The organism is uncultured Bacteroides sp., assembly GCF_937912035.1.
Taxonomy (GTDB): Bacteria; Bacteroidota; Bacteroidia; order Bacteroidales; family Bacteroidaceae; genus Phocaeicola.
Genome location: NZ_CALDPF010000039.1, coordinates 207,413 through 232,545 on the forward strand (window position 1 = coordinate 207,413; position 25,133 = coordinate 232,545).

Genomic DNA, 25,133 nt, shown 5'->3' on the forward strand with positions numbered 1-25,133 from the left:
GAAATATTGTGAGGCTGCTTAACCATTTATAATTAAGCAGCTTTTTTTGTAAAAAGTAATTCGAATAGTTTTTTTTATTATAAAAATTTGTTTTTGTTAAAAAATAATGTATATTTGCCATAGTTGATTTTCCTTAAATAATTAACAAGATGTATCTACATATCCAAACTAGTATTTATGATTAAATGAAATAAAGGAGAAACCCGAAAAGCCTAAAAAGAGTAGGGACAATAAAAAAATTTTATACTATGGCAAACTTAAAATCAGGGCTCGTTTTAAACGAAGGAGAAAATTTGGTTATGGAGTTGGAAGCTGAATTATGGGCTTCAAGTTCTAATTTTATTGCAAAAATTATAGGTACAATTATTAGATTTATAAATTTAATATTGGGAAACAAGCGTCAAGGATTTGTTGTAATTACAGATAAACGTGTTGTTGAAATTGTACAGTTTAAGGCTTTATGGGTATTTAATGTAGGTAGAAATGTTAAGTTCCTTTTACCTAGCAGTGTTAAGGAAGTTGGTTATTTAAAAGAAGGTACATTGTGTGGATGTTTCTGTCAGTCATATAATTTATATTATGATGCGTTTACTCAGAGAACGCAAGTTCTTTTGTCGGATATAGATTCTGATGAAGAAGCACAAAAAGTTGTTGAAGCATTTTATAAAGCTATTTCTGCTGCTCAGTAAATTTTTAATTTTTGGGGTTGTAAAAGATGTGTGAATATTCTATTTCAACTTTCAGAAGATTTATTTATATCAATATATATGCCTTCCTCATTTTATTAGTGGGGATAGGCATTATATTTTTACCGTTATCCAGTTTGGCGTCGTACTGTATTTATGTTCAAATTTTATTTTCGTTGGTTTGTCTTAAATCTTCTATTAGTATATTTAAAACATGGAAAGCTAAAAAACGCAGATATAAAAAACTAATCGAAACTAATAAGGATAATTTTAATCCAAATTCTTTTGAGGAATATATGAAAGCTCCATGTGGAAGGTTGTTGGTGAAATTAGTATTAGAAGATTTGAATGAAAAGGAACAATATAAGAAACTGAAAATTTATAAGATTTCTTGGTTAAAGACTTTAAAGAGTATTTTTAAATCTAAAAAACCTGCTAAAACTGTGGTTTACAAAAAAAACGTTTGATTATGGATACTTTCTTATTTATAATTTACATTACTGTAATTTTAGCTTTACCTTATTTTATAATAAAATATGTTCTTGGTACATTGGATAAGTCAAAATATAGGACTTTAGCTATAGTCGTTACGGTTGGTTCATGTATAATATTTTTGCCACTGCTTATTTCTACAAGATTTATTCCTGGAGCTGTAACGGAATTTGTTGGTGCAGGTATAAATATAACTGAAAAAAAACTAAACGAAATATCTCCTGGATATACTGAACAAATATTGGATAAGGAAAAGATTAGAAATATGCTTCAAGATACAAAACAAATGAAGCATAATTTGAATGAATACACACAAGATGTGTCTTTTTTAACACGTCTTATGGGAGTTGATGCTTATCTGTCTTTCTTTGAGTCTTTTGCTGAAAAATTGGATGAAAATATTATTTTATTTGAACAAAAGAATATGCCTTTTAATATACATAATATTTTACAATACATACAGGAAGAGACTGATACAAAAATTAATGGTATAGTTGCAGTTATTTCTTTTGTACTGTTTTTTATATCTATAATTGTCTATGCATTAGTACTATTTTACGTTTATGCAATAAAGAAGAAATGGATAGATATTGAACATAAATCAGTGATTTATGGTGATAATATATAAGTTTCATATATATGATTCATTGTGCGTTAATTGTTAAAACATAAACTTTAGACTTAATTGACAAAAAAGTAGTATCTTTGGCTTCTGAATTACTACTTATTTTGACATGGGAAAAGGTAAACTGGCTAAATTTGCAGATATGGCGGAATATCCGCATGTTTTTGAATATCCGTATTCGGTGGTTGATGATGTAAACTTCGAAATGAAGGGAAACTGGAATCGTGACTTCTTTAAGAATGACAATCCTATTGTTTTGGAATTGGGATGCGGAAGGGGTGAATATACCGTAGGACTTGCAAGAAGATATTCAGACAAAAATTTTATAGGAGTTGATATCAAAGGAGCACGTATGTGGACAGGAGCAACGGAGGCTCTTAATGAAGGATTGAAAAATGCGGCTTTCCTTCGTACCAATATAGAAATTATAGACCGTTTCTTCGCACCTGGTGAGGTTAGCGAAATATGGCTTACATTTTCCGATCCGCAGATGAAGAAGGCTACAAAGCGTCTTACATCTACTTATTTCATGGAAAGATACAGGAAATTCCTTGTTCCGGGTGGAATCGTACATCTTAAAACAGACAGTAACTTCATGTTTACATATACCAAATATATGATAGAGGCCAATAACTTGCCTGTAGAGTTTATCACTGATGACCTTTATCATTCGGGTATGGATGATGATATTCTAAGTATTCGTACATATTACGAACAGCAGTGGCTTGACAGAGGTTTGAATATCAAGTATATCAAGTTCAGATTGCCTAAGGAAGGTGAACTGAAGGAACCGGACGTGGAAATAGAACTTGATGATTACAGAAGTTATAACCGCAGCAAAAGAAGTGGTTTGAAGACAAGCAAATAAGATTTTCTATAAATAAACTATATAGGCGTTTGAATGGTGTTTAAATACTGTTTAAACGATGTTTAAATAAAAAATATATGACACTATATCCAAAATTAATTCTTGACGCGCTTTCAACAGTGCGTTATCCGGGAAACGGAAAAAATATTGTCGAGGCAGAAATGGTTGCCGACAATCTTCGAATTGACGGAATGAAGGTTAGCTTTTCTATTATTTTCGAAAAGCCTACAGATCCGTTTATGAAATCAGTAGTCAAATCGGCTGAAACAGCTATCCATACATACGTTTCGAAAGAAGTAGAAGTTACAATCACCACTGAAAGCAAGCAGGCGGCACGTCCTGAACCTGGTAAACTCCTTCCACAGGTGAAAAATGTTATTGCAGTGTCATCCGGTAAGGGTGGTGTAGGCAAGTCAACTGTAGCGGCAAACCTAGCTGTAGCTCTCTCGAAATTGGGATACAAGGTTGGATTGCTTGATGCCGATATATTCGGTCCTTCCGTACCTAAAATGTTTCAGGTGGAAGACGCTCGTCCATATGCAGAAGAAGTTGGCGGACGTGATTTGATTGTACCGGTGGAAAAATACGGTATCGAACTTTTGTCTATAGGATTTTTCGTCAGTCCTGAGCAGGCCACACTTTGGCGTGGAGCTATGGCAAGCAATGCCTTGAAACAGCTTGTAGGCGATGCCAAATGGGGAGAACTTGACTATTTTGTTCTTGATACTCCTCCGGGAACCAGCGATATTCATCTTACTCTATTGCAGAACCTTGCAATAACAGGCGCGGTGATAGTAAGTACACCTCAGGAAGTTGCATTGGCTGATGCGCGTAAGGGTATAAATATGTATCAGAATGACAAGGTGAATGTTCCAATTCTTGGTCTGGTGGAAAATATGGCCTGGTTTACTCCTGCCGAACTTCCTGAAAACAAGTATTATCTGTTTGGAAAGGAAGGAACAAAGAGACTTGCAGAAGAACTTAATGTTCCTTTGTTGGGACAGATTCCTATCGTACAGAGCATTTGCGAAGGTGGAGACAACGGTACTCCTGTAGCTCTCAATGAGGATTCTATAACAGGCCAGGCATTTATAGAACTTGCCAAGAATGTGGTGGAACAGACAGAAAAGCGTAATGCTGAAATGGCTCCGACACAGATAGTTCAGACACACAAATAATTATATTGGGCTTATGATGAACGATGAAATTAAAAAGGCATGCGACGTCATGTACAAAGGTGGAGTTATTCTATATCCTACAGATACAGTGTGGGGTATAGGTTGCGACGCCACAAATGAAGAAGCGGTAAAGAAAGTTTTCGAGATTAAACGCAGGGCAGACAGCAAGGCTATGCTGGTGCTTGTAGATAGTCCTGTAAAAGTGGAATCTTATGTAAGCGATGTTCCTAGTGTAGCATGGGATCTTATAGATATGACTACAAAACCGCTTACTATAATTTACGACGGAGCCAGAAATCTGGCACCTAATCTTATTGCAGAAGACGGAAGTGTGGGTATAAGGGTTACATCAGAGGAATTTTCAAAACAGCTGTGCTTCAGATTCAAGAAAGCTATTGTTTCTACATCTGCGAATATAAGCGGTCAGCCAGCACCGGCTGTGTTCAGTGAAATAAGCGAGGAAATAAAGAATGCGGTTGACTACATCGTAGATTACAGAAGGGATGAGACCGGTCCTGCAAAACCTTCAAGTATAATAAAGCTCGGAAAGGGTGGTACTGTAAAAGTTATCAGAGAATAGTTGATATAAATTTGCTGGAGAATGAAGACTAAGGAAAAATTTTCTTTTTTGCAGAGTTTTATAAAGTGGAGAGAAAAGCATATCACCGATAAGCAGTTCATACTCATACTTAGTTTCCTGGTAGGTATCTTTACTGCTCTGGCTGCTTTTGTCCTGAAATTCCTTGTAGAGTATATAAAGGAATTCCTTACTGAAAACTTTGATACAACAGGAGCCAACTGGCTGTATCTGGTCTATCCGGTAGCCGGAATTTTCATAACCGGACTGTTCATCAGATATATTGTTCGCGATGATATCAGTCATGGTGTGACTAAGATTTTGTATGCCATTTCGCGTCGTCAGAGTAGGATAAAAGGGCATAATGTATGGTCGTCCGTATGTGCGTCAGCAATAACCATCGGTTGTGGTGGATCTGTCGGTGCTGAGGCGCCTATAGTCCTTACTGGGTCTGCCATAGGTTCTAACCTTGGAAGTATGTTCCGAATGGATCATAAGACTCTTATGTTGCTTTTAGGTTGTGGTGCTGCAGGTGCAGTGTCAGGAATATTCAAGGCACCTATAGCCGGCTTGGTGTTTACGCTTGAAGTTCTTATGTTCGACCTGACAATGGCTTCTTTGTTGCCATTGCTGATTTCAAGTGTCACAGCGGCATGTATGTCTTATCTGCTCACAGGAACAGAGGCTATGTTCCAGTTTACACTTGATTATCCTTTTGCCCTTGAGCGTATTCCTTATGCTATAGCTTTGGGAGTGTTCTGTGGCTTGATAGCATGGTATTTCACACGTTCCATGAACTGGATAGAGAATATTTTCAGACGATTTTCAAGTCCTTACTCCAAATTTGTGCTTGGCGGTATAATGCTTAGTGTGCTGATATTCCTTTTCCCGCCTCTGTACGGTGAAGGTTATGACACCATTTCACTCCTTCTTAACGGAACGTCGAGCGCCGAATGGGATACAGTGATGAATAATTCATTTTTCTATGGACACAGTAGTCTTTTAGTTGTATATCTGTTGCTTATCATCCTGTTCAAGGTATTTGCTTCAAGTGCGACCAATGGTGGTGGAGGATGCGGTGGTATATTTGCACCAAGTCTGTTCCTGGGATGTATAGCCGGATTTGTATTTTCGCATTTATGCAATGAATTCAATATAGGAAGTACGTATATACCTGAGAAAAACTTTGCTCTTATGGGTATGGCAGGACTTATGTCCGGGGTTATGCATGCGCCGCTTACCGGTGTATTCCTTATTGCCGAACTTACCGGAGGGTACGGATTGTTTCTTCCGCTTATGATAGTTTCAGTTTTTGCATACCTCACCATTAAGGTGTTCGAGCCACACAGTATATATTCCATGCGTCTGGCAAAGAAAGGTGAACTTATCACACATCACAAGGACAAGGCTGTGCTTACAATGATGAATATAGAGAGCATAATGGAAACAGATTTCCTTACCGTAAAGCCTGAAATGGATTTGGGACAGATGGTGAAGGTTATCTCAAAATCCAGCAGAAACATGTTCCCTGTGATAGATGCCAATGACGAGCTCATAGGAATAGTCAATCTTGACGACATAAGGAATATAATGTTCCGTCAGGAGTTGTATCACAGATATACTGTGGAAAGTTTTATGACTGTTCCGAAGGCTAAACTTGTCACTACGGATTCCATGGAAGAGGTGATGGAGAAATTCGATTCTACAAAGGCCTGGAATCTTCCGGTAGTGGATGAGGATAATAAATATAAAGGATTTGTTTCTAAGTCGAAGATGCTAAACACTTACCGTCAGGTGCTTGTTGACTTCTCGGCAGAATAAACTTATGATTATGGAAAAGAAAGATTTGCGTATAGTATATATGGGTACTCCAGAGTTTGCGGTTGAAAGCTTGCGCAGACTTGTGGAAGGTGGATATAATGTGGTGGCTGTTATTACTATGCCTGACAAACCAATGGGGCGTCATGGCAGTGTCCTGCAGCCTAGCCCTGTGAAACAGTATGCGGTATCGCAGGGATTGAAGGTATTGCAGCCTGAAAAACTTAAGGATGAGACTTTCGTAGAGGAACTTCGTTCGTTGAAGGCTGATTTGCAGATTGTCGTTGCTTTCAGAATGTTGCCTGAAGTGGTATGGAACATGCCTCCTATGGGGACATTCAATCTGCATGCATCATTGCTTCCTCAATACAGAGGAGCTGCTCCTATAAACTGGGCTGTGATAAACGGTGATACAGAAACCGGTATAACAACATTCTTCCTGAAGCATGAGATAGATACCGGCGAGATTATAGACCAGGTAAGAGTGCCTATTGCCGATACAGACAATGTAGAAATAGTCTATGACAAGCTGATGATGCTTGGAGGTGACTTGGTTTTGAAAACTGTTGATGCAATACTTGAAGGAAACGTGAAGACCACTCCTCAGGAAGAACTGGTAAAAGTTGAGGAATTGCGTCCGGCTCCTAAGATTTTCAAGGAAACATGCCGTATAGACTGGAGTGCCGGAGTAAAGAAAGTGTATGACTTCGTTAGAGGATTGTCGCCATATCCGGCAGCATGGACGGAACTTCATCAGGGCGATTTAGCTCCGGTCATGCTGAAGATATTTGAGACAGAAAAGATTTTCTGCAATCATGAATATAAACCAGGAAGCATAGTAACAGACAATAAAACTTATCTGCATGTAGCTTCTACAGATGGATATGTCAATGTGTTGTCATTGCAGTTGGCCGGCAAAAAGAGGATGCCTGTAGCCGATTTCCTGCGTGGATTTCATGCTTCTGACAGCACTGTCCTGATTTGATTCCTGTTTCTTTACTGTAATTTCCGATTTAGTGTTGTCTGAACTCATGTAAGAGATTCTGAATCCTTTAAAATCAGTGTCATTGTATTCAGGAATACTTGATAATGTGTATGAAACAACTCCCCAGTAGAGTTTGTTTCCATAGTCGGAGTTTTTGTTATGTCTTAACTCCACATATACCAATCCTTCATCGTCTATCTTTGTCTCTTCTGTAAGAAGCAGACTGATACGGTGAGGGATTGTTTCATTATTGCCATTGATATTAAACTCAATATTCAAGTGCTCTTTGCTTATATAGGCACTTGTTATGTTTATTATATCTTCTCCGAAGTTCTCTATAGGCTCGCTGTCCTGATTTCTTGTGTCGTTTGCTTTTTTGGTGAGAACTTTGTAAAAGTCGTATATTGTAACTTCTTTTCCTGAATCCTCTTTGGCATTTTCTTCTGTATTTGGAAAACTTAAGCTTAGAAGTACTCTTTGTCCTATACTGTCTGCATCATACATCCTTATTATATCCGGGTTGTCGGGTATAAGTTTACCGTATGAGTCAGATTCTATTGTAGGACTTTCTATGTTGGTGATAGTTCCCATTGTGGAATGCAGTTCCGGGTATTTCTCGTTGTCAAGGCATGATGACATATAAATACCAAAAGCGCAAAGTCCGATAATACTGATTATTTTATGTTTAAGTTTCATATTATGTGTATTTTACGATTCTTTGTCTTGAAAATGTGTCATAGTGTTGATTACTGCATATATTCATGTTAAAAAAAAAGAATAAAAAAAATTGTGTTATATAAAGCAGTAATTTTGCTATCACTTCATTATATAATTAGAACAAAAAAATAAATATGACCGAAGAAGAATTAGCTTTAAAATGTGTGGATGCGGACCCGTATGCCAGAAAACGGCTTTATGAGGTTTATGGTGGTCAGCTATTGGCTATATGTCTTCGGTATATTGGCGACCGTGATACAGCTCAAGATGTTTTTCATGATGGGATGATTAAGATATATCAGTCGATAGGTCAGTTTAAATTTTTGGGTGACGGTTCGTTGAAGGCTTGGCTTTCCAGGGTGATGGTGAATGAGGCGCTTGGCTATCTAAGAAAAAAAAACGTACAGATGCAGCAGGAAACTTTGGTTGAGCAATTGCCCGATACGCAGTTAGACGATGATGGAGATGTGAACAATATTCCGAACAAGGAATTGATGAGGATGATAAAGGAATTGCCAGACGGCTATAGAACAGTTTTCAATCTATTCGTATTCGAAGAGAAAAGCCATAAGGAGATAGCTGCCATGCTTGGCATATCAGAACATACTTCATCGTCGCAGTTTTATAGAGCAAAGACATTGTTAATGAAAAAAATTAATGAATACAGGAAGAGCTTATGAATGAAATGAAAGACAAATGGATAAATGATATTCGTAGTCGGATGGACAACTATTCGGAGCCTCTCCCTGCCGGTTTATGGGAGAAGATAGAATCTGAAATATCAACTCCTGCTCCAAAGGTTATATCGATGTGGAGAAAATGGATGTCTGTTGCCGCAGCTGCCGCTTTGGTATTGGCCATATCAAGTGTCTCGGTATGGTATTGGACTTCTAACTCTGAACTTAATGAGGTAAATTCTGTGTTGTCAGAAAATAGTGAAATAATCCAGGCACCTGAAAGAAATTTGGTTTTATCTGATGCCGCTGGCACTCAGGAAAATGTGAAATCATTAATGTCAGAATCTGTGGCTGAAACTGAAAGTTCTGTTGTCAGTATAAAGCAGAGAAATAATCATACGCGTAATTTACCACAAAAATCCATGGCTGCATTCGATACCAATGGCTTGTCAGGTAATGAACAGGTAAATTCAGATATTGAGGCTATAACAGATTCCAAAGTAACAGAAGATGTAACAGAAGATGAGGTTTCGCTAAGAGAAAAAAGAAAGAAAAGAGTTTTGGAAGATCGTGAGGCCGTGAGACGGAATGTATCTTATCTGGCTATGGCTGAAAATAAACGTGGAAAGAGTGGTGACTTTCAGATAGGAATCATGACCGGAAATGTACCATATTCATCAAGTAACAGTTTTAGTGGTATGTCTCGCTTATCGCTTCCGACAAAATCTGTTAGCCAAGTTAATGATGTTGTGGTAGGAGAGGTTTCTGATGCAACCGCATCATACAGTCAGATGTTGTTCAATAACATGGGAAGACAGACATATACAGATGTGAAACACCATGTACCGTTTACTGTAGGAGCTTCTGTCAAGTGGAATATTAACGAATATTGGGCTTTAGAGTCAGGACTTAACTATACTTATCTTTATTCTGAACTTCGTTCCGGAGCTAAGTCTTATATAGAGGATAAACAGAAGTTGCATTACGTTGGAATTCCTTTGAAGGTTCAGCGTTCTGTATGGAATAACAATATTTTTTCTTTCTATGCCTCTGCAGGAGGTATGATGGAAAAGTGTGTATCCGGTTCCGTAGAAACAGTATGCGTATATGATAACGACAGAAAAAGTTCAGGTCGTGAGGAATTGGATGTGAAGCCGTTACAATTTTCAGTCTTGGCATCTGTAGGTGTTCAGGCTAATTTAAATAAGTTGTTGAGCTTTTACCTTGAACCTGGAGTTATATATTATTTCGATGATAATACAGAAATCCTTACTATCCGCAAGGATAAGCCTTTGAATTTCAATCTTCAGTTGGGATTTAGGTTTAGTCTGAACAAATGAATATATTAAAAAAGACTTTTCAAACATTGTTTAAATGGTGATTGAACAGTGTTTAAATAATATTAGGTACGCATTGTTCTTTTATTCGGAAAAGAATTCATATCTTTGTTCATATACTAATATATAATAGTTCTGAAATGAATAAAGTTTTGATTTCTCCCTCTTTACTTTCGGCCGATTTCGGCTGTCTGAAAGATGATCTGGACAAGATTAACCGCAGTGAGGCGGATTGGTTGCATATCGATATAATGGACGGAGTGTTCGTTCCTAATATATCATTCGGATTTCCTGTGCTGGAATATGTTGCAAAACTCTGTAACAAACCTCTTGATGTTCATCTTATGATTGTGCAGCCTGAAAAGTTTATCAGGGAAGTAAAGGCTTTGGGCTCGATGATGATGAATGTACATTTTGAAACTTGCCCACACCTTCACCGTGTTGTACAGATGATAAAGGATAATGGAATGAAAGCCGGTGTTACTCTTAATCCTGCTACTCCGGTATCTGTACTTACAGATATTATTTCTGATATTGACATGGTTTTGCTTATGAGCGTAAATCCAGGATTCGGCGGACAGAAATTTATTCCTAATACATTGAATAAGGTTCGTCAGTTGAGGAAACTGATTGAGGAGACAGGTTCGAATACGCTGATAGAAGTAGACGGCGGAGTTAATCTGGAAACGGGTAGACAATTGGTTGATGCGGGAGCCGATGTACTGGTGGCTGGAAATGCCATATTCAAAGCTCCGGATATGATAGACATGATTCATCAAATGAAAAACTTATAACTACTCAGATTGGAGAAAAAATCCTATTTGGTAAATTATCCATTATTCCGGTTGACAGTTTTTATGGCAGCCGGAATTTTTTTCTTCGACAGATTTCTGCCGAATGTGTCAGTATGGTCCTTAATACTGATTTTATGTGTTCTCTTTTTGCCTTTGTTGTTGTCTGTATTTGTGAAATTCAGAAATGTAAATCTGAATTGTTTTGTGGGGATTATTGTATCCGTTTGTTTCTTTGTGATAGGTGGAATACTTATTATAAACAAGAAAAACAGTGTATACAATGAATGGTCGAATAAGCAATTGTGCTACTATGGAGTAGTGGAGACAACTCCGGAAGTGAAGGGTAAAACATTGTGTTCTGAAGTTAATGTTAAGTTCTGTATTCCTTCGTCAAATGATAGCATTGCCGGATATCCGGTCAATCGCAATATTCTGTTATATCTTATTCCGGATTCATTGTCGTATATTCCACGGTGTGGTGATAAAATAGTATTCCATTCTTCTGTTTCCAGACCTTTATCTGATATTGAATTTATGGGTTTCGATTATGCCGGATATCTTTTCAATAAAGGAGTTTCCGGCACAGCTTTGGCTTTTGCCGGTAATTGGAGAGGAATTAAGGTGGAAAAACCGTATTCAATAAAACATGTTGCATTGAGATGCAGGGATGCTGTGGTCAGTAAATTCAGAAGTTGGAATATGGAAGATGATGAGCTGGCAGTGGTTTCTGCATTGACAATAGGCGACAAGAGTGAGCTTACACCTGAATTGAAAGCTGTATATAGTGGAGCAGGCACGAGTCACGTACTGGCATTGTCAGGATTGCACGTAGGAATATTGTCATGTATTTTTTATTTTCTTTTCCAGCCAATGAGGAAAATAAGGGGTGGACGTATGTTTCAGTCATTAGCCGTTGCCGTCATCTTGTGGATATTTGCATTTATATCAGGATTGAGTCCTTCGGTGGTTAGAGCCGTGACTATGTGTACGCTTTATCTTGTGGCTTCTGTAGTGGTGGAAAACGGGTTTTGCGGATTCTTCTCTCTATCGCTTGCAGCATTCATAATGCTGTTTTACAATCCTATGTATCTTTTCGATATTAGTTTCCAACTGTCGTTTGTGGCAGTACTTTCCATCATTCTTTTTTATCCGATCATGTCCGAATGGGTAAAAAGCGATAACAGAGTTGTGCGTTATGTTTGGAGTGCAATGTCAGTTTCATTGGCTGCCCAGTTGGGTACATTACCTTTAATCCTATATTATTTTGGTACTTTCCCAACATATTTTCTTATGGCTAATCTTTTTGTCGGTTTTCTGGCTTCGATCATACTTTCTCTTACTCTGGCTTCACTCGTTTTTTCGTTTATTCCAGTGGTGGAAAATATCTGTGTGTGTATGCTGGAAACCATGACTAAGGCTCTTAACGGATCCATGCAGTTTGTCCACAGTCTGCAAGGTTCACAGATAACTTCTATATATTTCAATGAAATTCAGGTGCTTTTAGGATTTATGCTTGTATGTATACTGTATATATTCTTTCGAAAAAGAACTGCATCTGGACTTATAATGCTTTTGTTTTCATCTTGCATGATTATGGCAACTGAACTTTATAAAATCCACATTGAAGATTCTCCATCGTTGTTTTTAACTCGTTCGGATTTATATATAAGAAAGGATAAGGAACTTGAAACTCTTTCATCGGAAAACGGACTGCATGAGATAAACGGAATAAGAGTAGGAGTAATGAAGTCAGCTTTTTGGAAAGATGTCCGGCTCACCGGGAAAACAAAACTGGCCGTTTTAGACTATGTGTATATATGTAAGGGTTTCAGTGGGGATATTACCGGATTAACTGTGTTGTTTGATATTAAAAATGTAATAATAGACGAAACCGTAAGTGAAAGATATAGGGAGTTTCTGAAAGCTGAATGTGAGAGACTAAACATAAAATGCATTGAAAAATCCTCTCAAGCTTCCTTCAGAATACTTCTGTAAATAGAAAAAAAAGAGTACATTTGCCAACAATTTAACACAAACAATAAATATGCTTTCAAAGATTATCTTACAAGCGAACATAGACAAGGTAGAAACCTATTTCGAAAAGGCTGACAAAATAGTTATAGTAACACATGTTTCGCCTGATGGTGATGCTCTTGGCTCATCGTTAGGACTTTATCATTTTCTGCAAGGAATGGAAAAAAATGTGCATGTGATAGTTCCAAATGCTTTTCCTGAGTTCCTACAGTGGATGCCTGGAGCAAAGGATATAATCAGATATGACAAGTATGCCGAGTTTGCCGACAAGCTAATATCTGAAGCTGATGTTATCTGCTGTCTTGACTTCAATGCTTTGTCTAGAATAGATGCAGTTGCAAAACCAGTGGCTGAATCACAAGCACGCAAGGTTATGATTGATCATCATCTTAATCCGGAACCTTTCTGTAAAGTTACAATTTCTCATCCCAATATTTCTTCAACATCAGAATTGATATTTCGTCTGATATGCCGTTTGGGATGTTTCGACGATATATCATACGAAGGGGCACAGTGTATTTATACAGGAATGATGACAGATACTGGAGGATTTACATATAACTCTAATGACCGTGAAATTTATTTTATTATCAGTGAGCTTCTTTCCAAAGGTATTGATAAGGATGATATTTATCGCAAGGTGTTCAATACATATTCAGAAGGTCGTCTTCGCCTGATGGGGTATGTGCTTTACGATAAGATGGAGGTATTTCCACAGTTCCGGTCGGCGTTGATATGGCTTACTAAAGACGAGCAGAAGAAATTCCAGTATGTGAAAGGAGATACTGAAGGATTTGTAAATATACCTCTTCAGATGAAAGGTATATGCTTCTCTGTATTCCTTCGTGAAGATACAGAAAAGAATATGATAAAAGTGTCATTACGTTCGGTCGGAAATTTCCCTTGCAACAAGGTCGCTACAGAATTCTTCAATGGTGGTGGTCATTTGAATGCTTCCGGAGGCGAGTTTTATGGCACTATGGATGAGGCCATAGAATTGTTTAAGCAGGCACTTGTAAAATATGAGGATCTGTTGCTTAAGAACTGATTCTGAGTATATCTTTTCTACAAAATTAACTATTACATCGACTAATTTAGTATAGGGGTATAAATAATTTTATTAATTTTGCCCTGTAAATTTTTAAAATAATGAAGAAATTATTCTATTTATCGGTATTGGTATATGCATTGTCTTTCGGACTTCAGAGTTGTAATAATGGAAAGACGTATGCCGAAATGAAGGAAGAAGAGGCTGATGCCATCAACAAGTTTATTTTAGAGAACGATATAAAGGTTATCTCTGAAAAAGAATTCATAGAGAATGATACGGTGACTAAGGAGAATGAGTTCGTTTTGTTCGACAAGAGTGGTGTGTATATGAACATTCAGTATCGTGGAGACGGTGAAATCCTTAAAGAAGGAAGGTATAATATTTCTTCTCGTTTTCTCGAGATTTGTATAAAGGATGTTGAGGAGTTAGGATTTTCTGCAGGTGATACATTGGCGCATAACATATATTCACCGTATTCAGAGAACTTCTTGCTCACTATTGGTTCGTCCGGTTCTTATTCCGCTTCATTTACGGATCAGGCTCAAAGTTCTATGTATAGTTTTTACCAAACAGCTGACTTTCCATCTGGATGGCTTGTTCCGTTTGCTTATCTGAAAATGAAATCATATATTTCAGCTCCTCCGTCAGATAAGATTGCACGTGTGAGATTAATTGTACCTCATAGCGAAGGTACGGCTTCATTTGCTACACGTTATGTATATCCTTGTTATTATGAAATAACTTATGACCTAAATTAATATAATCTATGACATTAATCAAATCTATTTCCGGTATTCGTGGTACTATAGGTGGCCAGGCCGGTGAAGGACTTAATCCGTTGGATATTGTGAAGTTTACTTCAGCATATGCTACGCTGATTCGTAAGACAACAACTGTGAAAAGCAATAAAATCGTTGTTGGACGCGACGCACGTATTTCCGGCGAAATGGTTAAGAATGTAGTTTGCGGTACTCTTATGGGTATGGGATTCGATGTTGTAAACATCGGTCTTGCTTCTACTCCTACTACAGAACTTGCCGTTACTATGGAAGGTGCTTGCGGTGGTATCATCCTTACTGCAAGTCATAATCCAAGACAGTGGAACGCTCTGAAACTTCTGAACGAACACGGAGAATTCCTTAATGCTGCCGAAGGTAATGAAGTGTTGCGTATTGCAGCTGCCGAAGAATTTACATTTGCCGACATAGACAACCTTGGTAAATATACAGAAAACAATACATATAACCAGCGCCATATTGACAGCGTATTGGCTTTGAAACTTGTTGACGTTGAGGCTATCCGTAAGGCTAACTTCCGTGTGGCTATTGACTGTGTTAACTCTGTAGGTGGTATCATCCTTCCTCAGTTGCTTGAGCAGTTGGGCGTTCAGCATGTAGAAAAACTGTATTGCGAGCCAACAGGTGACTTCCAGCACAACCCAGAACCTCTTGAAAAGAACTTGAGCGACATCATGGGACTTATGAAGAAGGGTGGAAATGATGTAGCTTTCGTTGTTGACCCTGACGTTGACCGTTTGGCTATCATCAGCGAAGACGGTTCAATGTATGGTGAAGAATATACATTGGTGACTGTTGCCGACTATGTATTGAAACATACTCCTGGAAATACAGTTTCAAACCTCAGTTCAACTCGTGCTTTGCGCGATGTTACCCGCAGATATGGTATGGAATACAATGCGTCTGCAGTAGGTGAAGTGAACGTAGTAACAAAGATGAAGGCTACAAACGCTGTAATCGGTGGTGAGGGTAACGGTGGAGTTATCTATCCTGAATCACACTACGGACGCGATGCTCTTGTTGGTATAGCATTGTTCCTGAGCCACCTTGCACACGAAGGCAAGAAAGTGACAGAACTCCGTGCCACATATCCTGAATACTTCATTGCAAAGAACCGTATCGACCTCACTCCTGAAACAGATGTTGATGCTATCCTGCTGAAAGTTAAGGAAATGTACAAGAATGAGGAAATCAACGACATCGACGGTGTCAAGATTGACTTTGCAGATAAATGGGTACACTTGCGCAAGAGTAATACAGAACCTATCATCCGTGTTTATTCTGAAGCTTCTACTATGGAGGCTGCCGATGAACTTGGCAAGCAGATCATGGATATAGTATATAGCCTGGCTAAGTAATAATTGTTACTATTCATATCTATGAAAATGCTCCCTTGATGGATAAATCGGGGGAGCATTTTTTATTCCACCCAAAGCATGTCACTCATTATTCCGTCTGATATGAAAATCCCGATTTGAGTCAGTTTCAGGGTATTGTCCTTTATTTCAAGAGTTCCCTGACTGATGTGTGGGCGAGCCATCTTCAGGCAATAGTCGTAAAGAACGTTTCCGTATTCGGCTTTAAGCTTATCCAGTGGCATTCCCCATGCGGTACGGATTGATGTGATTACGAAATCGTTGTAGCGGGTGTATAGGTCCAGTTCTTCTATTTCGGATATATCCGAACCATTGTTTATGCCTTCTATGTATTTATCAAGTGATGAAATGTTCCATTGCCGTGAGCATCCGTTGTATGAATGGGCCGAAGGGCCGCATCCAAGGTATTTTATCCCTGTCCAGTAACTTGAATTATGTCGTGAGTGCATTCCGGGGCGGCAGAAATTTGAAATCTCATAATGCACATATCCGTTTTCTTTCAGACGTGAGATGAGTGTTTCAAACAGTGAATTGCTCAAATCCTCGTCGGCTTCTCTCACTTTGTTTTCTTCTCTAAGTTTGTAAAGCACAGTTCCTTCTTCGTATATCAGATGATATGCCGAAATATGTTCCGGTTTCAGTGAAATGGCAGTGTCAAGATCTTTGTTCCACGTATCCATACTTTCGCCGGGTAGTCCGTACATAAGGTCGATGCTTATATTGCGGAATCCTGCATTCCTGCATCTGCCAAAAGCCTCTATGGCCTGCTGTGCGTTGTGGCGTCTTTTCAGAAGAGACAGAATATCGTCGTTGAAGGTCTGTATTCCCATGCTCAGACGGTTGAAAGGAAGGGTAGAGAGCATTTCCACATATTCGTCTGTCAGGTCGTCAGGATTTGCTTCTATTGTGATTTCAGCATTCGGATTTACGCTGTAATTGTCATATATGGTTCTGAATATATTTGTGAAATCATCCTTTTCCAGTTGCGATGGCGTTCCGCCGCCAAAATAAATAGTGTCTATGGTTTCATCGCTAAGATAGTCTTTTCTTCCGGCTATTTCCTTGCAAAGAGCCTTGATATAATCGTTTTTCTTTTCGGAAGCCGTAGTTGAGAAGAAGTCGCAGTATATGCATCTTCTTTTACAGAACGGTATGTGTATGTAAATTCCTGCCATTTATATCCTGTTATTGTTGAGACTTTATGCAAAGGTACGAAATTTCTGAATTATAGTATTGCCTGTATGGAAAGAGGTTTTGTGCTTGAATATTTTTATAAACGATATGATATAATCTTAAAATTAAACTTGTGTTTTTATAAACAACAGTTTTGTTTTTAAAAACACAAGTTTGAATTTTATAAATATAAGTTGTATTTATAGAAAATGTTAAGACAGAAATCTTTTTTATTCTATATAAATCCACTTTTATATAATAGATTCTGTTTTATTCTTACCTTTAAATACGTTACCTAACAATATGATTTAAAGCGTTATATTAAACTATGTGTCGGAAAACATAGTTTAGTAACACTGATGTAATAGTTGGATTTCTGAACATAAATTTCTATTTTGCGCCAACTTAAAAATGAGATATGAAAAGCATATCCTTTATTCTATTAATTTTTTAATCTAGAATACCATGAAAGTATATCAGACTAACGAAATCAAAAACATTGCACTTCTTGGCAATGATGGCTCAGGTAAAACCACCCTCACTGAAGCGTTGCTCTTTGAGAGTGGTATTATAAAACGTCGCGGCAGAATTACTGCCAAGAACACTGTCAGCGACTATTTCCCGGTAGAGCAGGAGTATGGTTACTCTGTATTCTCTACCGTTTATCATGTGGAGTGGAATGGTAAAAAACTTAATATCATAGACTGTCCGGGTAGTGATGACTTCGTGGGTGCTGCTATAACTGCACTTAACGTAACAGATACTGCTGTATTACTTCTTAACGGTCAGTATGGACCGGAAGTTGGTACGCAGAATCATTTCCGTTACACTGAGAAGTTGGGTAAACCGGTTATCTTCCTCGTTAACCAACTTGACTCGCCTAACTGTGATTTCGACAAAGTACTCGAACAGTTGACTGAAAATTATGGTTCTAAAGTTGTTCCGGTTCAGTATCCTCTCAGTACAGGTCCGGACTTCAATTCGTTGATTGATGTACTTTTAATGAAAAAATATTCATGGGGACCTGAAGGAGGTGCTCCTACTATCGAACCTGTTCCAGAAGAAGAAATGGAAAAGGCAATGGAATGGCATAAGAGACTTGTTGAGGCTGCTGCCGAACACGACGAAACTCTTATGGAGAAATTCTTCGAATCAGAATCACTTACAGAAGACGAAATGCGTGAAGGTATCCGCAAGGGATTGGCTGCACGCGGCATGTTCCCTGTGTTCTGTGTATGTGCGGGAAAAGATATGGGTGTACGCCGATTGATGGAATTCCTTGGTAACGTAGTGCCTTTCGTTGACGAAATGCCTGTAGTTCACAATACACGTGGTGTTCCTGTGCCTCCTGTGGCTGATGCTCCAACTTCACTTTATTTCTTCAAGACTGCCGTTGAACCTCATATCGGTGATGTGCAGTATTTCAAGGTTATGAGTGGTGTGGTTCACGAAGGCGATGATTTGAATAATGCCGACCGTGGATCGAAGGAACGTATGGCTCAGCTTTATGTGTGTGCCGGTGCGAACCGTGAAAAGGTGGAAGAACTGAGAGCCGGTGATATCGGTTGTACAGTTAAACTTAAAGATGTAAAGACAGGCAATACACTTAACAGCAAGGATTGTGAAAACAGATTTAATTTCATCAAGTATCCAAATCCTAAATATACTAGAGCTATCAAGCCGGAAAATGAGGCAGATACAGAAAAGATGATGGCTATCCTGAACCGTATGCGTGAAGAAGATCCTACATGGGTTGTTGAACAGTCAAAGGAATTGAAACAGATTCTTGTTCATGGTCAGGGTGAGTTCCATTTGCGTACATTGAAATGGCGTCTTGAGAATAATGAGAAACTGGCTGTTCAGTTCCTTGAACCAAAGATACCTTATAGAGAAACTATTACTAAAGCTGCACGTGCTGACTACAGACATAAGAAACAGTCGGGTGGTGCCGGACAGTTTGGTGAAGTTCATCTTATTGTTGAGCCATATTACGAGGGTATGCCTACTCCTGAAGTCTATAAATTCAATGGTCAGGAATTCAAGATCAATGTGAAGGGAACTGAAACTGTTGATTTGGAATGGGGTGGTAAGCTGGTATTCATCAACAGTGTTGTAGGTGGAGCTATCGATACAAGATTTATGCCTGCAATCCTTAAAGGTATCATGAGCCGTATGGAGCAGGGACCTCTGACTGGTTCGTATGCACGCGACGTACGTGTTATCGTGTATGACGGAAAGATGCACCCGGTTGACTCAAATGAAATTTCGTTCATGCTTGCCGGACGTAATGCTTTCAGCGAAGCATTCAAGAACGCAGGTCCTAAGATTCTTGAACCTATATATGATGTGGAAGTTTTCGTTCCGAGTGATAAACTTGGTGATGTGATGAGTGATATGCAGGGACGCCGCGGTATGATTATGGGTATGAGCAGTGAAAAGGGATACGAAAAACTTGCAGCAAAGGTGCCTTTGAAAGAAATGTCTAACTATTCTACTGCTTTAAGTTCATTGACAGGTGGACGTGCTTCATTCATTATGAAGTTTGCAAGTTACGAACTTGTTCCAACTGATGTTCAGAATAAACTTATGAAGGAATTTGAAGAACAGGAAAAGAATGAAGATTGATAATTAGTTGATATTTTAATACATAAAAAAGCCGTATTTCTTAAAAATACGGCTTTTTTTTATTCACTTTTCATGAACTTTTTGTCACTTTTAGTTGTTATACATTTAAAGTTATATTATTTTTGTAAAGTAAATGTTGTGGAGGTGACTTTTAGTTGTGATTTTAATAATTAAAATGAGTGTGTATTGTTAAATCTGAAAAAATGCCGTGTAAAACATGTTAATTGATAATGATTATATTAATTAGCTTGTTAAATTTGTCACCATGAAAAAGTCAACAATATGGATATTAGGAGTCATTATGGCTCTGTCTTTTCTTAGTCTGCTATATTTGCAGGTAAGTTACATAGAAGAGATGGTTAAGATGCGTCGTGGACAATTCGAAGAGAATGTAAACCGCAGTCTTGTTCAGTCCGTGCGTAATCTTGAACTGGTGGAAACCAAGAAGTATCTTGAGGCAGATGTTGCTGCTACTGAAAGAGCGGCTCGTCTGGCGGAGCAGTTTAATCTGAATAAAGGAAAAGGAAGTGAAGACATTCTCCAGCAGCATCACCAATATACTATAACATCGCCTGATGGAAGCATGTATTCTACTTTTGAATTTAAGACTATTACTAACAGACCTGCCAATGTTCCAAAAGTGATAATATCCAACGGAAAAAATATTCCGCAGACATCAAGAACATTGCAGGAAATAATTAAAGAAAGATATGTCTATCAGAGGGCTTTGCTTGACGAGGTGGTGTATAATATATTATATACAGCCAGTGACAAACCGTTAAAGGAGAGGATAAACTTTAAGCAATTGGATCATTTCATAAAATCTGAGTTGCTTAATAACGGATTGGATTTACCATACCATTTTATGGTTACTGATAGGGAAGGAAAGGAAATTTACCGTTGTTCTGATTATGTGTATGACGGTGAGAAAATATATTCCAGACTCTTGTTTGAGAATGATCCTCCTGCAAAAATGGGATATGTGAAAATATTCTTCCCGACAATGGATGACTATATTTTCAGCTCCGTAAAGTTTATGATTCCTTCAATAATATTTACGGTTGTACTTCTGATAACATTTATATTTACAATATATATAATATTCCGTCAGAAGAAACTTACGGAGATAAAGAACGACTTCATCAATAATATGACGCATGAGTTCAAGACGCCTATCTCTACAATATCACTTGCGGCTCAAATGTTAAATGATCCAGCTGTAGGAAAATCGCCCGTGATGTTCAAACATATATCCGGAGTGATAAATGATGAAACTAAGCGTCTTCGTTTTCAGGTAGAAAAAGTCTTGCAGATGTCAATGTTCGAACGTCAAAAAGCTACTTTGAAGAAAAAGAAAATTGATGCGAATGAGTTGATTAATGGTGTTATAAATACTTTCAGATTGAAAGTGGAAAGTTGTCATGGAACATTAGACGCAGAATTGGAAGCCACGGATCCGTTTGTCTTTGTTGATGAAATGCATTTTACAAATGTAATTTTTAATTTGCTCGATAATGCTGTCAAGTATAAACGTGCGGATGTGGATATTAGTTTGAAAGTCAGAACATGGAATGAGGCTAATAAACTCCACATTTCTGTTGAGGACAACGGTATAGGTATAAAGAAAGAAAATTTGAAAAAGATATTTGATAAGTTCTACCGTGTTCATACCGGAAACCTTCATGACGTGAAAGGATTCGGTTTGGGACTGGCCTATGTAAAGAAGATTATTTCAGATCACAATGGAAGTATCAGAGCTGAGAGTGAACTGAATGTCGGAACTAAATTTATTATTGTATTACCATTATTTAAAGAAGATTGATATGGACGAAAGAATGCGTATTTTATTGTGCGAAGATGATGAGAATCTTGGCATGCTTTTGAGAGAATATTTACAGGCAAAAGGTTATGAAGCTGATTTGTTTCTGAATGGTGACGAAGGTGTTAAAGGTTACCAGAGAGGAAAATATGATATGATTGTCACTGACGTGATGATGCCAGTGAAGGATGGTTTTTCTATGGTACAGGAAATAAAACAGATCAATTCTGAAGTTCCGGTGATTTTCCTTACTGCAAAAACAATGAAGGAAGATATTCTGGAAGGATTCAAAATAGGTGCGGATGACTATATCAGCAAGCCGTTCAGTATGGAAGAATTGACACTACGTATAGAAGCGATTTTACGCCGTGTAAAAGGTAAAAAAGTAAAGGAAAGTTCTATGTATACTATTGGTAACTTTACTTTTGATACACAAAAGCAATTGCTGACAATTGGTGATAAGCAGACTAAACTTACCACAAAAGAATCAGAACTTTTATCTTTGTTGTGCTCTCATGCAAACGAGATTCTTCAAAGGGATTATGCACTTAAGAATATATGGATAGATGATAATTATTTTAATGCCAGAAGTATGGATGTTTATATAACAAAATTACGTAAACACCTTAAGGCTGATCCTTCTATAGAAATTATAAATATTCATGGTAAGGGATATAAACTCATTACTCCTGATGAAGATCAACAGGAAGCTTAAAAATAAAAAGAGGTTGCTCGAAAGAGCAACCTCTTTTTATTTTTTCTTTAAAGTCTTGATTGAATTAATCAGTAATACGTTTGTTAATCAAAATATAGCTGATTAATCCTACGATTATAAGAACAAATGATGTTCCTAAAATAGCATTGTTGTTTACATTTTCAGTTGCAAAGCATGCAATAAGGATAACAGCTCCGATAATAATCAATATTACTCCCAGATTCTTTAATAAGCTTTTCATGTGTGTCTTCTATTTTTATGGTTTATTCGTTATTGGTTACAAATTAAAGCATAATTCTTTATACAAGAAAATTATTTTGCGAAAAAAAACGAAAATCGTAGAATATCGTGCTTAATGAATTCTTCAATCCTTCGTGTTTGTGAAAATTTTGCGTAATACTTCCTGACTTACACGTAACTCGTCTAAAGTCAAGCCCTTTAGCGCTTCCTTTAACGTTAAGTTGGCTACGAGTCTTGCTTTGTCTTCAAGTTGCTTTCCGTCTTTCGTCAGATGTATAAGATTTGTTCTTCTGTCTTTTTTGTCCGAAATGCGTACTACCAGATGTTGTTTTTCCATATTATCTATAAGTCTGGTCATACTTGGCTTGTCTTTGAACGTAGCGTTACAAAGTTCCTGCTGTGTAACCCCATCTTTTTCCCACAAAAATATTAGTACTGTCCATTGCTCTGGGGTAATGTCCAGTCCGTTCATCCTGAAGTTTCTTATCAATTTACGGTTGATTGCAGCCGAAACTTTACCATTAAGTATTGCAAAAATTAACTGGATGTCAAAATTAAATTGTTCTATCATATAATTATTGTTTATACAACTATGCAAATATACAACTTATTGTCAAAAGTATATATTGTATTATCCATAATAAGCACTTATTCGTATATATTAGTAAATTAATAGTGAAGAAAAAGGCATAAATGTTTGTATATTAGATAAAAAGTTGTACCTTTGCGCCGCAATTGAAATTTTTTATTAATAATTTAATTAACGAATAAGTATGAATCAATACGAAACCGTTTTCATTTTAACTCCCGTTTTGTCTGACGCTCAGATGAAGGAAGCGGTAGAGAAGTTCAAAGCAATCCTTACTCAGGAAGGTGCTGAGATCATCAATGAAGAAAACTGGGGATTGAAGAAATTGGCTTATCCAATTCAGAAGAAATCTACAGGTTTCTATCAGTTGATTGAGTTTAAAGCTGAACCAACTGTAATCGAAAAGCTTGAAGTTAACTATCGTCGTGACGAAAGAGTTATCCGTTTCTTGACTTTCAAGATGGACAAGTATGCTGCAGAATATGCTGCTAAGAGAAGAAATGTTAAATCAACTAAAAAGGAGGAAAATTAATCATGGCACAGCAACAATCAGAAATCAGATATTTAACTCCGCCATCAGTAGATGTTAAGAAGAAAAAATACTGCCGTTTCAAAAAGAGTGGTATTAAGTATATCGATTACAAAGATCCTGAATTCTTGAAGAAATTCTTGAACGAACAGGGTAAGATCCTTCCTCGTCGCATTACAGGAACTTCATTGAAGTATCAGCGTCGTATTGCACAGGCTGTTAAGAGAGCTCGTCACTTGGCTTTATTGCCTTTTGTAACTGATATGATGAAATAATTAAAGGAGGAATAAGCATGGAAATTATATTGAAAGAAGACGTATTAAACTTGGGTTACAAAAATGATATTGTAACTGTTAAGTCTGGTTATGGTCGTAACTATCTTATTCCGACTGGCAAAGCAGTTATCGCATCACCAGCAGCAAAGAAAATGTTGGCTGAAGAGTTGAAACAGCGTGCTCACAAATTGGAAAAGATTAAGAAAGATGCTGAAGCTGTAGCTGCTTCATTGAACGGTGTTTCTTTGAAAATCGCTACTAAAGTTAGTGCAACTGGCGCTATCTACGGTTCTGTAGGTAACATTCAGATTGCTGAAGAACTTGCTAAATTGGGTCACAATATCGATCGTAAGATTATCGTAGTTAAGGATTCAGTTAAGGAAGTTGGTAACTACAAGGCTATCGTTAAACTTCACAAGGAAGTTTCTGTAGAGATCCCGTTCGAAGTAGTTGCTGAATAAAATCTGTAAATACTTTAAAGTATAATGATGCTGAAAAAGCCCGGTTCGTGAGAGCCGGGCTTTTTCTTTTTAATATGTTTGATTTATTAATTCAATCGTTTCTTTTATAACTTTTTGAGGAGTGGTAAAAGGATTTTCATTAAAAGTATTTGGCATAGTGAGGATCAGTTGTTTGATATCATATTCTTGTAGTCTGGCTGCCCATACTTCATAAATACTGTTATAATTTTTATGAATATTATTGCTGGTTTGGTGAGATAAATAGCGAGTTATATGGTCCTGTTTGTATTTATAATAGTCTTTGTTGTCTTCATTTATTTTTCTGCATCCTTTATAGGCTTGTAAAAGTTTTAAAATGAACTCTTTGTCAGGTATCTGCTGCATCAGCGCTGAGCTTTTCAGTACTTCTAGCGCATCTTCCGAATACTCACAATTTTCATACGCAAAAGGAGCATTGGCATTGTTTTCTAAAATAGAAGCTTTAATGGTTTGAAGTGAATCCTGTTTTTGTATTAACAATCGGAAGAAATTAATTTCATTTAAATATGCGGCTTCGGCCTGATTGATACTTTTTAAATTCTCTTCTAATTCCATTTTTATCATTTGCATACTTTTATTTATGTTTTTAATCATGTTTTGTCAAGCAAAAACAAGTACTGAATCTTTTACATTAAAATTTACTACTATAACCCTAA

25 protein-coding genes are annotated in these 25,133 nt (G+C 37.4%); 20 read left to right on the forward strand and 5 right to left on the reverse strand.

What is annotated here, in order from left to right; translation table 11 throughout:
• Nucleotides 1–248: 248 nt before the first annotated feature.
• The 7 genes from Q0486_RS11785 (at nt 249) to fmt (ending at nt 7,229) form a co-directional block, all read left to right on the forward strand.
• Nucleotides 249–689, forward strand: coding sequence for a hypothetical protein (locus tag Q0486_RS11785; RefSeq protein WP_299233475.1), 441 nt, complete (start codon nt 249–251; stop codon nt 687–689).
• 466 nt (nt 690–1,155) lie between these two features.
• Nucleotides 1,156–1,806 (forward strand): hypothetical protein, encoded by a 651-nt coding sequence (locus Q0486_RS11790; RefSeq protein WP_299233478.1) that lies wholly within the window; start codon nt 1,156–1,158, stop codon nt 1,804–1,806.
• A gap of 106 nt (nt 1,807–1,912) precedes the next feature.
• Nucleotides 1,913–2,671, forward strand: a complete 759-nt coding sequence (gene trmB / locus Q0486_RS11795; protein ID WP_299233481.1) for a tRNA (guanosine(46)-N7)-methyltransferase TrmB — start codon at nt 1,913–1,915, stop codon at nt 2,669–2,671.
• 77 nt (nt 2,672–2,748) lie between these two features.
• Nucleotides 2,749–3,849, forward strand: coding sequence for an Mrp/NBP35 family ATP-binding protein (locus Q0486_RS11800; protein ID WP_154044637.1), 1,101 nt, complete (start codon nt 2,749–2,751; stop codon nt 3,847–3,849).
• A gap of 16 nt (nt 3,850–3,865) precedes the next feature.
• The gene (locus Q0486_RS11805; protein WP_154044658.1) at nt 3,866–4,429 is read left to right on the forward strand and encodes an L-threonylcarbamoyladenylate synthase; all 564 of its coding nucleotides are present in this window, start codon (nt 3,866–3,868) and stop codon (nt 4,427–4,429) included.
• A 21-nt stretch (nt 4,430–4,450) separates the two neighbouring features.
• Complete coding sequence (locus Q0486_RS11810; protein WP_299233486.1) at nt 4,451–6,247, forward strand: chloride channel protein; 1,797 nt, start codon at nt 4,451–4,453, stop codon at nt 6,245–6,247.
• A gap of 10 nt (nt 6,248–6,257) precedes the next feature.
• Nucleotides 6,258–7,229: a methionyl-tRNA formyltransferase gene (fmt, locus tag Q0486_RS11815; protein WP_299233489.1), complete on the forward strand. Its 972-nt coding sequence runs from the start codon at nt 6,258–6,260 to the stop codon at nt 7,227–7,229.
• On the opposite strand, the gene Q0486_RS11820 is transcribed toward fmt, so the two are convergent.
• Nucleotides 7,143–7,925 (reverse strand): NigD-like C-terminal domain-containing protein, encoded by a 783-nt coding sequence (locus Q0486_RS11820; protein WP_299233492.1) that lies wholly within the window; start codon nt 7,923–7,925, stop codon nt 7,143–7,145. The two genes, fmt and Q0486_RS11820, sit on opposite strands and share 87 nt — an antisense overlap.
• Before the next feature lie 155 nt (nt 7,926–8,080).
• Here Q0486_RS11820 and Q0486_RS11825 point away from each other — a divergent pair, with 155 nt between their 5' ends.
• The 7 genes from Q0486_RS11825 (at nt 8,081) to glmM (ending at nt 15,994) form a co-directional block, all read left to right on the forward strand.
• A complete protein-coding gene (locus Q0486_RS11825) occupies nt 8,081–8,626 on the forward strand; it encodes a sigma-70 family RNA polymerase sigma factor (protein ID WP_299233496.1) in 546 nt (181 codons plus the stop codon).
• Nucleotides 8,623–9,963 carry an outer membrane beta-barrel protein gene (locus tag Q0486_RS11830; RefSeq protein ID WP_299233499.1) on the forward strand — a complete coding sequence of 447 codons (1,341 nt, stop codon included), beginning with the start codon at nt 8,623–8,625 and terminating at the stop codon, nt 9,961–9,963. Before Q0486_RS11825 ends, Q0486_RS11830 begins: the two co-directional genes overlap by 4 nt.
• A 137-nt stretch (nt 9,964–10,100) precedes the next feature.
• Nucleotides 10,101–10,754 (forward strand): ribulose-phosphate 3-epimerase, encoded by a 654-nt coding sequence (rpe, locus tag Q0486_RS11835; RefSeq protein WP_299233502.1) that lies wholly within the window; start codon nt 10,101–10,103, stop codon nt 10,752–10,754.
• Between the two features lie 63 nt (nt 10,755–10,817).
• Nucleotides 10,818–12,749, forward strand: a complete 1,932-nt coding sequence (locus Q0486_RS11840; protein ID WP_299233505.1) for a ComEC/Rec2 family competence protein — start codon at nt 10,818–10,820, stop codon at nt 12,747–12,749.
• Between the two features lie 49 nt (nt 12,750–12,798).
• On the forward strand, nt 12,799–13,836 hold the full coding sequence (locus Q0486_RS11845; RefSeq protein WP_299233508.1) for a DHH family phosphoesterase: 1,038 nt from the start codon (nt 12,799–12,801) through the stop codon (nt 13,834–13,836).
• Nucleotides 13,837–13,937: 101 nt separating this feature from the next.
• Nucleotides 13,938–14,597 carry a DUF4827 domain-containing protein gene (locus Q0486_RS11850; RefSeq protein WP_299233511.1) on the forward strand — a complete coding sequence of 220 codons (660 nt, stop codon included), beginning with the start codon at nt 13,938–13,940 and terminating at the stop codon, nt 14,595–14,597.
• A gap of 8 nt (nt 14,598–14,605) precedes the next feature.
• Entirely contained in the window at nt 14,606–15,994 is a 1,389-nt protein-coding gene (glmM, locus tag Q0486_RS11855) for a phosphoglucosamine mutase (protein ID WP_287679646.1), read from the forward strand.
• Nucleotides 15,995–16,056: 62 nt separating this feature from the next.
• Here the strand turns inward: glmM and hemW are convergent, their stop codons facing one another.
• Nucleotides 16,057–17,187, reverse strand: coding sequence for a radical SAM family heme chaperone HemW (gene hemW, locus Q0486_RS11860; protein WP_299233519.1), 1,131 nt, complete (start codon nt 17,185–17,187; stop codon nt 16,057–16,059).
• 463 nt (nt 17,188–17,650) lie between these two features.
• On the opposite strand from hemW, the gene Q0486_RS11865 reads away from it, so the two are divergent.
• The 3 genes from Q0486_RS11865 to Q0486_RS11875 all read left to right on the forward strand — a co-directional run bounded on the left by Q0486_RS11865 (nt 17,651) and on the right by Q0486_RS11875 (nt 22,344).
• Nucleotides 17,651–19,810 (forward strand): elongation factor G, encoded by a 2,160-nt coding sequence (locus Q0486_RS11865; protein ID WP_299233522.1) that lies wholly within the window; start codon nt 17,651–17,653, stop codon nt 19,808–19,810.
• A gap of 265 nt (nt 19,811–20,075) precedes the next feature.
• The gene (locus tag Q0486_RS11870; protein ID WP_299233525.1) at nt 20,076–21,632 is read left to right on the forward strand and encodes a HAMP domain-containing sensor histidine kinase; all 1,557 of its coding nucleotides are present in this window, start codon (nt 20,076–20,078) and stop codon (nt 21,630–21,632) included.
• A gap of 1 nt (nt 21,633) precedes the next feature.
• Nucleotides 21,634–22,344 (forward strand): response regulator transcription factor, encoded by a 711-nt coding sequence (locus tag Q0486_RS11875; protein WP_299233528.1) that lies wholly within the window; start codon nt 21,634–21,636, stop codon nt 22,342–22,344.
• Between the two features lie 64 nt (nt 22,345–22,408).
• Here the strand turns inward: Q0486_RS11875 and Q0486_RS11880 are convergent, their stop codons facing one another.
• The gene (locus Q0486_RS11880; RefSeq protein ID WP_287679639.1) at nt 22,409–22,585 is read right to left on the reverse strand and encodes a hypothetical protein; all 177 of its coding nucleotides are present in this window, start codon (nt 22,583–22,585) and stop codon (nt 22,409–22,411) included.
• 123 nt (nt 22,586–22,708) lie between these two features.
• Nucleotides 22,709–23,155: a MarR family transcriptional regulator gene (locus Q0486_RS11885; protein WP_299233531.1), complete on the reverse strand. Its 447-nt coding sequence runs from the start codon at nt 23,153–23,155 to the stop codon at nt 22,709–22,711.
• 202 nt (nt 23,156–23,357) lie between these two features.
• Between Q0486_RS11885 and rpsF the strand changes: the two genes are divergently transcribed.
• From rpsF to rplI, 3 genes are read left to right on the forward strand one after another with little or no spacing between them, the layout of a single operon-like run.
• The gene (gene rpsF, locus Q0486_RS11890; protein ID WP_204401963.1) at nt 23,358–23,705 is read left to right on the forward strand and encodes a 30S ribosomal protein S6; all 348 of its coding nucleotides are present in this window, start codon (nt 23,358–23,360) and stop codon (nt 23,703–23,705) included.
• Between the two features lie 2 nt (nt 23,706–23,707).
• Nucleotides 23,708–23,977, forward strand: coding sequence for a 30S ribosomal protein S18 (rpsR, locus tag Q0486_RS11895; RefSeq protein WP_204443281.1), 270 nt, complete (start codon nt 23,708–23,710; stop codon nt 23,975–23,977).
• A gap of 17 nt (nt 23,978–23,994) precedes the next feature.
• A complete protein-coding gene (gene rplI / locus Q0486_RS11900) occupies nt 23,995–24,438 on the forward strand; it encodes a 50S ribosomal protein L9 (RefSeq protein ID WP_299233537.1) in 444 nt (147 codons plus the stop codon).
• 69 nt (nt 24,439–24,507) lie between these two features.
• Here rplI and Q0486_RS11905 read toward each other — a convergent pair whose 3' ends face one another.
• On the reverse strand, nt 24,508–25,032 hold the full coding sequence (locus Q0486_RS11905) for a hypothetical protein (RefSeq protein ID WP_235290477.1): 525 nt from the start codon (nt 25,030–25,032) through the stop codon (nt 24,508–24,510).
• Nucleotides 25,033–25,133 lie beyond the last annotated feature (101 nt).